A 14259-nucleotide genomic window follows, 5' to 3' on the forward strand; every position below is an offset into this window, starting at 1 on the left:
CGCGGCTACCGACTAACCAGCCTCACCCGTTGACCAGCTTCATCGCCGCATCGGGATAACGGCCGCCTGCGACGGCGTTAACAGGGAACAGGTCTTTGAGCGCCTGCAACTCCGCTGCGTCGAGGGTTACGTCCAGTGCAGCGACGTTCTCTTCGAGGTATTTACGTTGCTTGGTCCCAGGAATCGGGATGACATCATTGCCCTGAGCGAGCACCCACGCCAACGCCAGCTGGCCGGCGGTGATGCCTTTTTCTGCCGCCAGTTGCTCGACCTTCTGCACCAGCAGCAGGTTTTTGGCGAAGTTCTCGCCCTGAAACCTCGGGCTGCTGCGGCGATAATCATCGGCAGCGAAGTCGTCCGGGCTTTTCAGTGCGCCGGTCAGAAAGCCTCGTCCCAACGGGCTGTACGGGACAAACGCGATGCCCAGACGGCGGCAGGTTTCGAGCACGCCGTTTTCTTCCGGATCGCGGCTCCACAGGGAGTATTCGGTCTGCAAGGCGGCAATGGGGTGAACCTTGTGTGCGCGTTCGAGGGTGCTTGCCGACGCTTCGCTCAAGCCGAGAAAGCGTACCTTGCCCGCCTTGACCAGCTCGGCCATTGCGCCAACGGATTCTTCGATCGCCACCCCCGGATCGATGCGGTGCTGGTAGTAAAGATCCAGGGTGTCGATTTTCAGCCGCTGCAACGTGCCATCGATCGCGGCGCGGATGTATTCGGGACTGCCATTGACCCCGCGCGCGCCGGCGTCGCCCGGCGTACGCACGATGCCGAACTTGCTGGCGATGAACGCCTGCTCACGCTTGCCGGCCAGGGCCTTGCCCAAGAGTTCTTCGTTGGTATGCGGGCCGTACATGTCAGCGGTGTCGAGCAGGGTAACGCCCAGTTCCAGCGCCCGGTGAAGGGTGGCGATGGCTTCTTCTGCATTGCCGTCCGTTGTATAGAAATCGGTCATGCCCATGCAGCCCAGGCCGAGGGCCGAGACCTGCGGTCCGTTTTTGCCAAGTTGACGCGTTTGCATGATGGATGCCTTGGTAATCAAGAGAACCACCATTCTTGCGCCTCGACAGCGGCGGGATAAACCGGCTAAAAGTGCTTTCACTATTGGTTATTTCTAAACAATCTGTTAGCGGACCCGGGACGAGCCATGGATAAATTCAATGCGATGCGGGCCTTCACACGCATCGTCGAGCTGGCCGGTTTCGCCAGGGCCGCCGACAGCCTGCACATGCCCCGCGCGTCGGTGACTATCCTGATCAAGCAGCTGGAGGCTCAGCTCGGGGTGCAATTATTGATGCGCACCACGCGACAGGTGACGCCAACGCTGGACGGTCAGGCTTATTACCACCGCTGCGTCAACGTGCTGAACGAGCTGGAAGCGGCAGAATCGGTTTTTTCTTCGGTGGCCAAGGACCCGGAAGGGGTGCTGCGCATCGACATGCCGTCGGGCATCGGTCGACTGATCATCATGCCGCTGTTGCCGGAGTTCACCGAGCGTTACCCGCGGCTGGATATGGAAGTGGGCATGAACGATCGCCCCGTGGACCTTATTCGGGAGGGCTACGACTGTGTGATTCGCGGTGGTCAGCCCCTCGATCATTCGCTGGTGGCCCGACCGCTCGCGCAAATGCGCCAGGTGGTGTGCGCCAGTCCGGGCTATCTGCAACGCAGGGGCACGCCGCATTCTCTCGCCGATTTGCAGCACCACCAGATCATCGAATACTTTTCCTCGACCACGAATAAGCGCTACGGGCTTGAGTTCGTCATTGATGGCCAGACCGAGGCGCCGGACCTGCCGAAAGCCCTGGCGACCAACAGCGCCGATGGCTACCTCGCGGCGTGCAGCGCGGGTTACGGACTGGTGCAGACGCCGTACTACCACGTCGCCGAATTGTTGCGTCGTGGCGAACTGATCGAAGTGCTGGGCGACCTCGGACAACCGCTATTGCCCCTGACCGCGCTGTACCCGGCACACCGGCAGACGTCCCGGCGGGTGAGGGTTTTCGTCGACTGGGTGGTGGACGTGTGCTCGCGTCCGGGGGTGATGGACAAACCGGTAATGCACCGCGTTTCCTGACAACAAAATCGTTTCTGGCGGTAGGTTGCCGCGCTTTTTCATGGTTAACTTCCGCCTTTGCATGCCACCTCAAATAAGGACTCAGCTCATGCCACAAGTGACTCGTAGAGGCTCCCCGGTACAGATCAGCGGCGAACTGCCGGCCATCGGCAGCAAGGCGCCGGCCTTCAAGCTCGTGGCGGGCGATCTGTCCGACGCAACCCTGGAAACCTTCGCTGGCAAGCGCAAGGTGCTGAACATCTTCCCGAGCGTCGACACGCCGACCTGCGCTACCTCCATCCGCAAATTCAACGCCCAGGCCAACGAGCTGAACAACGCCGTTGTGCTGTGCATTTCCGCCGACCTGCCGTTCGCCCAGGCGCGCTTCTGCGGCGCCGAAGGTCTGGAAAACGTGAAGAACCTGTCCACCATGCGCGGCGCGCAGTTCATGCAGGACTACGGCGTTGCCATCGCCGACGGGCCGATGGTGGGCCTGACCACCCGTGCCGTGGTCGTGCTGGACGAAAACGACACGGTGCTGCACAGCGAGCTGGTACCGGAGATCGGTCAGGAGCCGAACTACGACGCAGCGCTGGCCGTATTGAAGTAAGCTCCAAGGCGGCGTATTGCCATCAGCGGGCGCGGCAATATCCCGCAACATTCAGGCGGCCTGACTCAATCAGGCCGTTTTTTATTTGTACGTCAGCACCTTATCCAAAGTAAGCACTAGGTAAATTGCCGGTAAAGGCCCTTTGCCTGGCCGGTATCTGTGCTTATTGTTCAGCTTCCCGAAGACGCTCACGCGCACACTGGTTGATTTATTCATGCAATCGTCTGGCCCCCGTAATTCCCGTCGCTGGCTGATAAGCCTGTTGGTTCTGTTGATCGTCGCTGGCCTGTGCTGGCGCTTCTGGCCGGGTGCTGCATCGCAACCCAACGCCACGGCGCAGAAAGGCGATCAGGCCCAGACCAGCGCAAGCCGCAGCGGCGGCAACGGCAAGGCGGTCGCCAAGCGTCCCGGGTTCGGCGGCTCGACCGTTCCGGTACCGGTGCGGGTGGCAGCAGCGAGCACCGGCGACTTCCCCATCTACTACAAAGCCCTCGGCACCGTGACGGCGCTGAACACGATCAACGTGCGCAGCCGTGTGGCGGGTGAATTGATGAAGATCAATTTCCAGGAGGGCCAACAGGTCAAGGCCGGCGATCTGCTGGCAGTGATCGACCCGCGCAGCTACCAGATCGCCCTCCAACAGGCTGAAGGCACGCTGATGCAGAACCAGGCGTTGCTCAAGAATGCTCAACTCGACGTACAGCGTTATCGGGGCCTCTACAAAGAAGACAGCATCGCCAAGCAAACCCTGGACACCGCAGAATCCCTGGTCGGCCAGTACCAGGGCACCATCAAGACCAATCAGGCGGCAGTCGGTGACGCGAAGCTCAACCTGGAGTTCGCGCAGATTCGTGCGCCGATCTCGGGCCGCATCGGCCTGCGCCAGCTGGACGTCGGCAATCTGGTGGCCGCCAATGACACCACCGCTCTGGTGGTGATCACCCAGACCAAGCCGATCACCGTCAACTTCACGCTGCCGGAAAAAGACCTGGCCGAGGTGCTCAGCCGTTATCGAAGCGGCGGCAAGCTCCCCGTCGAGGCGTGGGATCGCGGGGACCTGAAATTACAGGCCACAGGCGTGCTCGCCAGCATCGACAACCAGATTGATATCACCACCGGCACGCTGAAGTTCAAGGCGCGTTTCGATAACGACAACGAGGCGCTGTTCCCCAATCAGTTTGTCAACGCGCGCCTGCTCGCCAACACCCTGAAAAACGTGGTGCTGGTGCCGTCGGCCGCAGTGCAGTTCGGCGTCAACGGCACCTTCGTGTACGTGATGGACGGCGACAAGACCGTGCGCATTCGCCCGCTCAAGACCGGGCCAAGCGACGAGAACTCAACGGTGATAACCGAGGGTCTGGTGGCCGGTGACCGCGTGGTGCTCGAAGGCACTGACCGCCTGAAAGACGGCAGCGCGGTGGACGTGGTCAACGACAGCAAGGACGTTCCGGCCACGCCGGGGCAGCAGTTGCAGGGCAAGCCGTCCAAGGAGCCCGGTGAGTCAGCGGGTGCCGAGACGGCGAAGAAAGGCAACGTATGAACCTGTCACGCCTGTTCATCCTCAGGCCGGTCGCCACCACGCTGAGCATGCTGGCCATCGTCCTGGCCGGTCTGATCGCGTACACGCTGCTGCCGGTGTCGGCGCTGCCGCAGGTGGATTACCCGACCATCCGGGTGATGACGCTGTACCCGGGCGCCAGTCCGCAAGTGATGACCAGTGCGGTGACCGCGCCCCTTGAGCGTCAGTTCGGGCAGATGCCGGGCCTGACGCAAATGGCCTCGACCAGCTCTGGCGGCGCCTCGGTCATCACCCTGCGTTTCAGCCTCGAGATCAACATGGACGTCGCCGAGCAGGAAGTGCAGGCGGCGATCAACGGCGCGACCAACCTGCTGCCGAGCGACCTGCCGGCGCCACCGACGTACAACAAGGTCAACCCGGCCGACACGCCGGTGCTGACCCTGGCGATTACCTCAAAAACCATGTTGCTGCCCAAACTCAACGATCTGGTCGACACGCGCATGGCGCAGAAGATTGCGCAGATCAGCGGAGTGGGCATGGTCACCATCGCCGGCGGCCAGCGTCAGGCGGTGCGGATCAAGGTCAACGCCGATGCGCTGGCGGCCAACGGCCTGAATCTGGCGGACGTGCGCACGCTGGTCAGCGCTTCCAACGTCAACACGCCCAAGGGTAACTTCGACGGCCCGACACGGGTGTCGATGCTCGACGCCAATGACCAGCTCAAATCCCCCGAGGAGTACGCCAACCTGATTCTGGCGTACAACAACGGTGGCCCGTTGCGGCTCAAGGACGTCGCCGAGATCGTCGACGGGGCCGAAAACGATCGCCTCGCCGCCTGGGCCAACGAAAACCAGGCCGTGCTGCTGAACATCCAGCGTCAGCCGGGGGCCAACGTCATCGAGGTGGTCGACCGGATCAAGGCGCTGCTGCCAAGCATCACCCAGAACCTGCCCGCCGGGCTCGACGTCACCGTGCTCACCGACCGTACGCAGACCATCCGCGCCTCGGTCAGCGACGTGCAGCACGAGCTGATGATTTCCATCGTGCTGGTGGTGCTGGTGACCTTCCTGTTTCTGCGGCGCTTCAGCGCGACGATCATTCCCTCGGTGGCCGTGCCGCTGTCGCTGATCGGCACCTTCGGCGTGATGTATCTGGCCGGCTTTTCGGTCAACAACCTGACATTGATGGCGATGACCATTGCCACCGGTTTCGTGGTCGATGACGCCATCGTCATGCTGGAGAACATTTCCCGGCACCTGGAGGAGGGCGAGACGCCGTTGCAGGCGGCGCTCAAGGGCGCGCGGCAGATTGGTTTCACGCTGATCTCGCTGACCATCTCGCTGATTGCCGTGCTCATTCCGCTGTTGTTCATGGCCGATGTGGTCGGGCGCCTGTTCCGAGAGTTCGCCATCACCCTCGCGGTGGCGATCCTGATTTCCCTCGTCGTGTCCCTGACGCTGACGCCGATGATGTGCGCGCGCTTGCTCAAGCGAGAGCCGAAAGAAGAAGAGCAGGGCCGCTTTTACCGGGCCAGTGGCGCGTGGATCGACTGGCTGGTGGCGGCTTACGGGCGCAAGTTGCAGTGGGTGCTCAAGCATCAGCCGCTGACCCTGCTGGTCGCCGTCGCGACCCTCGGGATTACGGTGTTGCTGTATCTGGCCGTGCCCAAGGGCTTCTTTCCGGTGCAGGACACCGGCGTGATTCAGGGAATTTCCGAAGCGCCGCAGTCGGTGTCGTTCGCCTCCATGGGCCAGCGTCAGCAGGCCCTGGCGAAAATCATCCTCAAGGACCCTGCGGTCGCCAGTCTGTCGTCCTACATCGGCGTCGACGGCGACAACGCGACCCTCAACAGCGGCCGCATGCTCATCAACCTCAAGCCCCACAGCGAGCGGGATGTCACGGCGTCCGAGGTGATCCAGCGTTTGCAACCCGAGGTCGATCAGCTGTCGGACATCCGCCTGTTCATGCAGCCGGTGCAGGACCTGACCATCGAAGACCGGGTCAGTCGCACCCAGTACCAGTTCAGCATGTCCTCGCCGGACGCCGACCTGCTCAATCTGTGGAGCGGCAAACTGGTGGAGGCGCTGGTTCAGCGTCCGGAACTGACCGATGTCGCCAGCGACTTGCAGGACAAGGGTCTGCAGGTGTTCCTCAATATCGACCGCGATGCCGCCAGCCGTCTGGGCGTGACCGTCGCCAACATCACCGACGCGCTGTATGACGCTTTCGGGCAGCGGCAGATTTCTACCATTTACACCCAGGCCAGCCAGTACCGCGTGGTGCTGCAGGCCGACTCGCGCAGTGAACTGGGGCCCGAAGCGCTGGAGCAGATTCACGTCAAGACCACCGACGGCGGGCAGGTCAAGCTGTCGAGTCTGGCCCGGGTCGAACAGCGTCAGGCGCAGCTGGCAATTGCCCACATCGGCCAGTTTCCGGCGGTAATGATGTCGTTCAACCTGGCGCCCGGCGTTGCGCTGGGCAAGGCCGTGGAAGTCATCGAGCAGGTGCAGAAGGACATCGGCATGCCGATCGGCGTGCAGACGGAATTCCAGGGCGCGGCCGAAGCGTTCCAGGCCTCGCTGTCCAGCACGCTGCTGCTGGTGCTGGCGGCGGTGATCACCATGTACATCGTGCTCGGCGTGCTCTACGAGAGTTACATCCACCCGATCACCATTCTGTCGACCCTGCCGTCGGCGGCCATCGGTGCGCTGCTGGCGCTGCTCATCAGCGGCAATGATCTGGGCATGATCGCCATCATCGGCATCATCCTGCTGATCGGCATCGTCAAGAAGAACGCGATCATGATGATCGACTTCGCCCTCGACGCTGAACGCAACCGCGGCATCGACCCGCAGACCGCCATCTACGAAGCGGCCCTGCTGCGTTTCCGCCCGATTCTGATGACTACCCTGGCGGCACTGTTCGGCGCGATCCCGCTGATGTTCGCCTCAGGTTCCGGCGCCGAGCTGCGCCAACCGCTGGGTCTGGTGATGGTCGGCGGCTTGCTGGTCAGCCAGGTCCTGACGCTGTTCACCACGCCGGTCATCTATCTGTATTTTGATCGGTTGGGGCGCAGGTTCCAGCGGCGAGAGAAAACCGAGGTGGCGCTATGACCGGCCAGCCGCAAGCTTCAAGCCTCAAGCTGCAAGCTAGAAGCAGCACTGCGCAGGTCGGGGCTGGTGCGTTCACTTGCCGCTTGAAGCTTGCCGCCTGGAGCTCCCCCCCATGAACCTCTCCGGCCCATTCATCAAGCGGCCCGTAGCGACCATGCTCCTGAGCCTGGCGATCATGCTGCTGGGGGGGATGAGCTTCGGTCTGCTGCCGGTGTCGCCGCTGCCGAACATGGATTTTCCCGTGATCGTGGTCAGCGCCTCGTTGCCCGGCGCCAGTCCGGAAATCATGGCGTCGAGCGTGGCGACGCCGCTGGAGCGATCCCTCGGGGTGATCGCCGGGGTTAACACCATGAGCAGCCGTTCGAGCCAGGGCTCGACGCGGATCATCCTGCAATTCGACATGGACCGCGACATCAACGGCGCCGCCCGGGAAGTGCAGGCGGCCATCAATGCCGCGCGCAACTTGCTGCCCAGCGGGATGCGCAGCATGCCGACCTACAAGAAGGTCAACCCGTCCCAGGCGCCGATCATGGTGCTGTCGCTGACCTCCGACGTGCTGGAGAAGGGCGAGCTGTACGACATGGCGTCGACCATTCTGTCCCAGAGCCTGTCCCAGGTGAACGGCGTCGGCGAGGTGCAGATCGGCGGGAGTTCGCTGCCCGCCGTGCGCGTGGAGCTGGAGCCCAAGCTGCTGTCGCAGTACGGCGTGTCGCTGGATGAAGTGCGCACGACCATCTCCAATGCCAACGTGCGCCGTCCGAAAGGCTCGGTCGAGAACAGCGAGCACAACTGGCAGGTGCAGGCCAACGACCAGTTGGAGAAGGCCAAGGATTACGAATCGCTGATTATCCATTACGCCAACGGCGCGGCGTTGCGGCTCAAGGATGTGGCCAAGGTCAAGGATTCGGTGGAAGACCGCTACAACAGCGGCTTCTTCAATGACAAGGCCGCCGTGCTGCTGGTGATCAACCGTCAGGCGGGTGCCAACATCATCGAAACCGTGGCGGCGATCAAGGCGCAGCTGCCGGCGTTGCAGGCCGTGCTGCCGGCCAGCGTCAAGCTCGACCTGGCCATGGACCGCTCGCCGGTGATCAAGGCCACGCTGCACGAAGCCGAAATGACGCTGCTGATTGCCGTGGTCCTGGTGATTCTGGTGGTGTTCCTGTTTCTCGGGAATTTCCGTGCCTCGCTGATCCCGACGCTGGCCGTGCCAGTGTCGCTGGTGGGCACCTTCGCCATCATGTACCTGTACGGTTTCTCGCTGAACAACCTGTCGCTGATGGCGCTGATTCTCGCCACCGGGTTGGTGGTCGACGATGCCATCGTGGTGCTGGAGAACATCTCCCGGCACATCGACGAAGGCGTGCCGCCCATGGAAGCCGCTTACCTGGGGGCCAGGGAAGTCGGCTTCACGCTGCTGTCGATGAACGTCTCGCTGGTGGCGGTGTTCGTCTCGATTCTGTTCATGGGCGGGCTGGTGGAGAGCCTGTTCCGCGAGTTCTCCATCACCTTGTCGGTGTCCATCGTCGTTTCGCTGGTGGTGTCGCTGACCCTGACGCCAATGCTCTGCGCGCGCTGGCTCAAGCCCCACGTGCCGGGCACGGAAAACCGCCTGCAGCGCTGGAGCCAGCGGGTGAATGACCGCATGGTCGCCGGTTACGACCGCAGCCTGCGCTGGGTGCTGCGTCATCGACGCCTGACCCTGCTGACGCTGCTCCTGACCATCGTCGGCAACGTCGCGCTGTACGTCGTGGTGCCAAAGACCTTTCTGCCGCAGCAGGACACTGGCCAGTTGATGGGCTTTGTGCGCGGTGACGACGGCCTGTCGTTCTCGGTGATGCAGCCGAAGATGGACACGTTCCGCTCGGCGATCCTCAAGGACCCGGCCGTGGAAAGCGTCGCGGGGTTCATCGGCGGTAACGGCGGCACCGGCAACGCGTTCATCATCGTGCGCCTGAAACCGATCAAGGAACGCAACATTGGCGCCATGGAGGTGGTCGAGCGGCTGCGCAAGGAAATGCCCCTGGTGCCGGGCGGGCGCCTGTTCCTGCAACCCGATCAGGACCTGCAACTGGGCGGCGGCCGCGAGCAGACCACCTCGCAATACCAGTACATCCTGCAAAGCGGCGACCTGGAAACCCTGCGCCTGTGGTACCCGAAGATCGTTGCTGCACTGAAGTCGCTGAAGGAATTGACCGCCATCGACGCCAACGACGGCGGCGGCACCCAACAGGTGACGCTGATCGTCGACCGCGACGCGGCCAAGCGCCTGGGCATCGACATGAACATGGTCACCACGGTGCTGAACAACGCCTACAGCCAGCGTCAGGTGTCGACCATTTATGACCCGCTGAACCAGTATCAGGTGGTCATGGAGGTCAACCCGAAGTACGCCCTCGACCCGACCACGCTGGAGCAGGTTCAGGTGATCACTGCCGACGGCGCGCGGGTGCCGCTGTCGACCATTGCCCGTTACGAGCGCAGTCTGGAAGACGACCGGGTCAGCCACGACGGCCAGTTCGCCTCGGAAAACATCTCCTTCGACCTGTCCGACGGCGTCACCCTCGACCAGGCCAACGCCGCCATCGAACGCGCCGTCGCGGCGGTGGGCCTGCCCGAGGACGTGATCGCCAAGATGGCCGGGACGTCCGACGCCTTCGCCGCCACTCAGAAGAGCCAGCCGTGGATGATTCTCGGCGCGCTGGTGGCGGTTTACCTGGTGCTGGGCATTCTCTACGAAAGCTACATCCACCCGCTGACCATCCTCTCGACGCTGCCCTCGGCGGGGGTCGGCGCGCTGTTGAGCATCTACCTCACCGGCGGGCAGTTCAGCCTGATCTCGCTGCTGGGTCTGTTCTTGCTGATCGGCGTGGTGAAAAAGAACGCGATTCTCATGATCGACCTCGCCTTGCAGCTCGAACGCCAGGGCGGCATGACCCCGGTGGAGTCGATCCGCCACGCCTGCCTGCAACGGCTGCGACCGATTCTGATGACCACACTGGCGGCGATTCTCGGCGCCGTGCCGTTGCTGCTGAGCAGCGCCGAAGGTGCGGAAATGCGTCGGCCCTTGGGTCTAACCATCATCGGCGGCCTGATTCTCAGCCAGATCCTCACGCTGTACACCACCCCTGTGGTTTACCTTTATCTCGACCGTCTGCGCCATCGTTTCAACAAATGGCGCGGTGTGCAGACGGATGCTGCCCTGGAAACTCCGCTATGAACGACTCGATGAAAGCGCCTGGCCCACAGCGGACGTTGCCGTTTCACCAGACCTTTGGCGTTGCCTTGTGCGCGCTGCTGCTCAGTGCCTGTGCCGTCGGCCCGGATTACAAGACGCCGGACATGCCGACCCCGGCGCACTTCAAGCAGGCCGAAGGCTGGACCCAGGCCAATCCGAGTGATGCGATGGCGCGCGGCGCGTGGTGGGAGATTTATGGCGACGCCCAGCTCAATGCGCTGGTGGAAAAACTCAACACGTCCAACCAGACCGTGGCGCAGTACGAGGCGCAGTACCGGCAGGCCGCCGCGTTGGTGCGCAGTGCGCGGGGCGCGTTCTTCCCGACGCTGGACCTGACCACCAGCAAAAACCGTTCGAGCCAGGGCACCGGCAGCAGCAGTTCCAGCCTGAGCAGTTCCAGCAGCGGCATTCGTGACACCTACAACGCGCAATTGGGCGTCAGTTGGGAAGCTGACGTGTGGGGCAAGTTGCGCCGCGGGCTGGAAGCTGACAAGGCCAGCGCCCAGGCCAGCCTTGCCGATCTGGCGTCGATGCGCCTGAGCCTTCAATCGCAACTGGTACAGAACTACCTGCAGCTGCGGGTGATCGACGAGCAGAAGCGCTTGCTCGAAGCGACCGTCGACGCCTATCAGCGCTCGCTGACCATGACCCAGAACCAGTACCGCGCCGGGATTTCCGGCCGCGATGCCACCGCCCAGGCGCAGACGCAACTCAAGAGCACCCAGGCTGACCTGATCGATTTGCAATGGCAGCGCGCCCAGTTCGAGAACGCGATTGCCGTGCTGATGGGCCAGGCGCCGGCGGATTTCAGCCTCGCGGCGACCACGTCGATTCCGGCGGTGCCGCAGATCCCGGCGCAGCTGCCGTCGCAATTGCTTGAGCGCCGCCCGGACATCGCCGCTGCCGAGCGTTCGGTGATGACCGCCAACGCCAATATCGGCGTTGCCAAGGCCGCGTATTACCCGGACCTGACCCTGAGCATGAGCAGCGGTTACAGCAGCAGCACCTTCAGCAACTGGATTTCCCTGCCCAATCGCTTCTGGTCGGTGGGCCCGCAACTGGCGATGACCCTGTTCGATGGCGGCCAGCGCGCTGCCGAAGTGGACCGCACCGAGGCGGTCTATGACCAGACCGTCGCGCAGTACCGCCAGACCGTGCTCGACGGTTTCAAGGAAGTCGAGGACTACATGGCCCAGTTGCGCGTCTATGAGCAGGAATCCGGGGTGCGCGACGAAGCGCTGCAATCGGCGCGTGATTCCTTGCGCCTGACCAATAACCAGTACAAAGCCGGGCTGATTGGCTACCTGGACGTGGTTAATGTGCAGACCACCGCGCTGAGCAACGAACGCAGCGTGCTGAACGTGCTGGAAAGCCGGTTGGTCGCCAGCGCCCAGTTGATTGCGGCATTGGGCGGCGGTTGGGATGCCGCGACCGGACTGACACCTGGCGCCGAAGTCTCCGACCGTTAATCCCACCTAAATAGCGATGTGCCACCTTTGCGACGGAGTGACGGGACTTTCACGGGAATTTCGGTACAATCGCCGCCGAATTGATCAGGGCTGAAAGGCCGCACTCCGTTGAGCCAAGAGCCAGCCCATGTTGATCGGCCATTACACCTATTCGCTGGTTTTGATTTCATTGCTGGTGGCGATACTCGCGTCGTATACGACCCTTGATCTGGCCGGGCGCATTGCCGTGGCGCGCGGGCGGGCGCGGGCGCTGTGGATAGGTGGCGGCGCGCTTTCCATGGGCGTCGGCATCTGGTCCATGCATTTCATCGGCATGTTGGCGTTCAGTCTGCCGATCCAGCTGGCGTACGACATCCCGCTGACGGTGCTCTCGCTGATCATCGCCATCTTTTCCTCCGGCTTCGCGCTGTGGCTGGTCAGCCACGACCACGTGCCGCTGCCGCACATCCTCTTCGGCGCCGTGGTCATGGGGCTCGGCACCAGCGCCATGCATTACACCGGCATGGCGGCGATGCGCATGTTGCCGGGCATTGACTACGACCCCGCGTTGTTCGGCCTTTCGCTGTTTATCGGCGTCTCCGCTTCCGCTGTTGCACTGACCATTGCCGTGCGCCTGCGCCGCCATACCCCCTACGTCCGGCTGGCCCGCGCGGGCGCGGCGGTCATCATGGGCTTCGCCATCCTCGGCATGCATTTCACCGGCATGAGCGCGGCGAACTTCCCCGAGGGCAGTTTCTGCGGCGCGACACTCAACGGTCTGCACACCAATGGCCTGGACAAGCTGGTGCTGGTCACCAGCATGGCGGTGCTGGGCATCACACTGCTGACGTCCGTGCTCGATGCTCGGCTGGAGGCGCGTACCGCTCAGCTGGCGCTGTCGTTGAAAGAAGCCAATCGCGAGCTGACGCAACTGGCTCTGCACGACACCCTCACCGGGCTGCCCAACCGCATTCTGCTCGCTGACCGCATCGATCAGGCCATGCGCAAGGTCGACGCCCAGGGCGGCATGTTCGCCCTGATGTTTATGGATCTGGACGGCTTCAAACCGGTGAACGACGCGTTCGGTCACCATGTCGGCGACCAGCTCCTGCGTGCAGTCGCCATGCGTATGCGCGAGAACTTTCATCGCCATGACACCCTGGCGCGGATTGGCGGTGACGAATTCGTCCTGCTGGTCGAGCTCGACGATGCCGAAGAGGCGGTCAGCGTCGCCTCGCGCCAGGTTTCACTGGTGAGCCAACCGTTCAGCGTGCAGGAACATGATCTGCAGGTGACGGTGAGCATCGGCATCAGCCTGTACCCCGGCAACGGCCGCACCCAGCAGGAATTGCTGATGAACGCCGACGCCGCGATGTACCACGCCAAGAACGCCGGCAAGAACGGCTATAGCTTTTTCGATGCATCGATGAACACCAATGCGCGCAATCAGCTGCAGCTGTTGCAGGACCTGCGCCTTGCGCTGCGCGAAGGGCAATTCTGCCTGCATTACCAGCCGAAGTTCTCCGCCGGCACCCACCAGCCGATCGGTGCCGAAGCGCTGGTGCGCTGGAACCATCCGCAGCACGGGCTGCTGATGCCGGACAAATTCATTGGCCTCGCCGAAAAAACCGGTCTGATCATCCCCATCGGCGAGTGGGTGCTGAACGAGGCCTGCCGGCAGATGAAGCGCTGGTACGACAGCGGCTTTACCGACTGGCGCATCGCGGTAAACCTGTCGGCGTTGCAGTTCAGCCATGTCGGGCTGGTCGAGACCGTCGCGGACGCGTTGGCGACCCACGGTCTGCCAGCCAATTGCCTGACCCTGGAAATTACCGAAACCACTGCCATGAGCGACGCCGACGCGAGCATGACCGTGCTGCAGAAGCTCTCGGACATGCACGTTGACCTGTCCATAGACGACTTCGGCACCGGGTACTCCAGCCTCATGTACCTCAAACGCCTGCCGGCCAACGAATTGAAGATCGACCGCGGTTTTGTCCGCGATCTGGAGCACGACAGCGACGACGCCGCTATCGTGTCGGCCATCGTTGCGCTGGGCCAGGCGCTGAACCTGCGCATCGTCGCGGAAGGCGTCGAGACCGCCAGCCAGCAGAATTTTCTCACGCGCCTGGGTTGCGATTCCTTGCAGGGCTATCTGCTGGGCTATCCGCAGCCGGCCGAGCGGTTCATGGCAGACATCGAAGCCGCTCGGCGTCGAGTCAGTGAAATCACGCATTGAGTGTTAATGCCCACCCCACCTCCACGCATTGATCGACTG

Annotated in this window: 8 protein-coding genes; 7 read left to right on the forward strand and 1 reads right to left on the reverse strand. The window is 62.9% G+C overall.

What is annotated here, in order from left to right; translation table 11 throughout:
- Positions 1 to 22: 22 nt before the first annotated feature.
- Positions 23 to 1018 (reverse strand): aldo/keto reductase, encoded by a 996-nt coding sequence (locus tag L4G42_RS05045; protein ID WP_237259408.1) that lies wholly within the window; start codon positions 1016 to 1018, stop codon positions 23 to 25.
- A gap of 126 nt (positions 1019 to 1144) precedes the next feature.
- Here L4G42_RS05045 and L4G42_RS05050 point away from each other — a divergent pair, with 126 nt between their 5' ends.
- The 7 genes from L4G42_RS05050 to L4G42_RS05080 all read left to right on the forward strand — a co-directional run bounded on the left by L4G42_RS05050 (position 1145) and on the right by L4G42_RS05080 (position 14220).
- Positions 1145 to 2074 (forward strand): LysR family transcriptional regulator, encoded by a 930-nt coding sequence (locus L4G42_RS05050; RefSeq protein ID WP_237260603.1) that lies wholly within the window; start codon positions 1145 to 1147, stop codon positions 2072 to 2074.
- A gap of 88 nt (positions 2075 to 2162) precedes the next feature.
- Complete coding sequence (gene tpx / locus L4G42_RS05055; protein ID WP_237252046.1) at positions 2163 to 2663, forward strand: thiol peroxidase; 501 nt, start codon at positions 2163 to 2165, stop codon at positions 2661 to 2663.
- Between the two features lie 199 nt (positions 2664 to 2862).
- Positions 2863 to 4203, forward strand: coding sequence for an MdtA/MuxA family multidrug efflux RND transporter periplasmic adaptor subunit (locus tag L4G42_RS05060; protein ID WP_237252135.1), 1341 nt, complete (start codon positions 2863 to 2865; stop codon positions 4201 to 4203).
- The gene (locus tag L4G42_RS05065; RefSeq protein WP_237252047.1) at positions 4200 to 7295 is read left to right on the forward strand and encodes an MdtB/MuxB family multidrug efflux RND transporter permease subunit; all 3096 of its coding nucleotides are present in this window, start codon (positions 4200 to 4202) and stop codon (positions 7293 to 7295) included. Before L4G42_RS05060 ends, L4G42_RS05065 begins: the two co-directional genes overlap by 4 nt.
- 112 nt (positions 7296 to 7407) lie before the next feature.
- Complete coding sequence (locus tag L4G42_RS05070) at positions 7408 to 10515, forward strand: efflux RND transporter permease subunit (protein WP_237252048.1); 3108 nt, start codon at positions 7408 to 7410, stop codon at positions 10513 to 10515.
- An 8-nt stretch (positions 10516 to 10523) separates the two neighbouring features.
- Positions 10524 to 12002 carry an efflux transporter outer membrane subunit gene (locus L4G42_RS05075; protein ID WP_237252136.1) on the forward strand — a complete coding sequence of 493 codons (1479 nt, stop codon included), beginning with the start codon at positions 10524 to 10526 and terminating at the stop codon, positions 12000 to 12002.
- A gap of 127 nt (positions 12003 to 12129) precedes the next feature.
- Positions 12130 to 14220 carry a putative bifunctional diguanylate cyclase/phosphodiesterase gene (locus L4G42_RS05080; protein WP_237259410.1) on the forward strand — a complete coding sequence of 697 codons (2091 nt, stop codon included), beginning with the start codon at positions 12130 to 12132 and terminating at the stop codon, positions 14218 to 14220.
- Positions 14221 to 14259: the final 39 nt, after the last annotated feature.

Source organism: Pseudomonas petrae (assembly GCF_021728295.1).
Taxonomy (GTDB): Bacteria; Pseudomonadota; Gammaproteobacteria; order Pseudomonadales; family Pseudomonadaceae; genus Aquipseudomonas; species Aquipseudomonas petrae.

Excerpts from the sequence above, each read along its gene's own strand:
- L4G42_RS05075 (WP_237252136.1), top strand. The coding sequence starts at position 10,524 with ATGAAAGCGCCTGGCCCACAGCGGACGTTGCCGTTTCACCAGACCTTT.
- L4G42_RS05045 (WP_237259408.1), bottom strand. The coding sequence starts at position 1,018 with ATGCAAACGCGTCAACTTGGCAAAAACGGACCGCAGGTCTCGGCCCTC.
- L4G42_RS05065 (WP_237252047.1), top strand. The coding sequence starts at position 4,200 with ATGAACCTGTCACGCCTGTTCATCCTCAGGCCGGTCGCCACCACGCTG.
- L4G42_RS05080 (WP_237259410.1), top strand. The coding sequence starts at position 12,130 with ATGTTGATCGGCCATTACACCTATTCGCTGGTTTTGATTTCATTGCTG.
- tpx (WP_237252046.1), top strand. The coding sequence starts at position 2,163 with ATGCCACAAGTGACTCGTAGAGGCTCCCCGGTACAGATCAGCGGCGAA.
- L4G42_RS05070 (WP_237252048.1), top strand. The coding sequence starts at position 7,408 with ATGAACCTCTCCGGCCCATTCATCAAGCGGCCCGTAGCGACCATGCTC.
- L4G42_RS05050 (WP_237260603.1), top strand. The coding sequence starts at position 1,145 with ATGGATAAATTCAATGCGATGCGGGCCTTCACACGCATCGTCGAGCTG.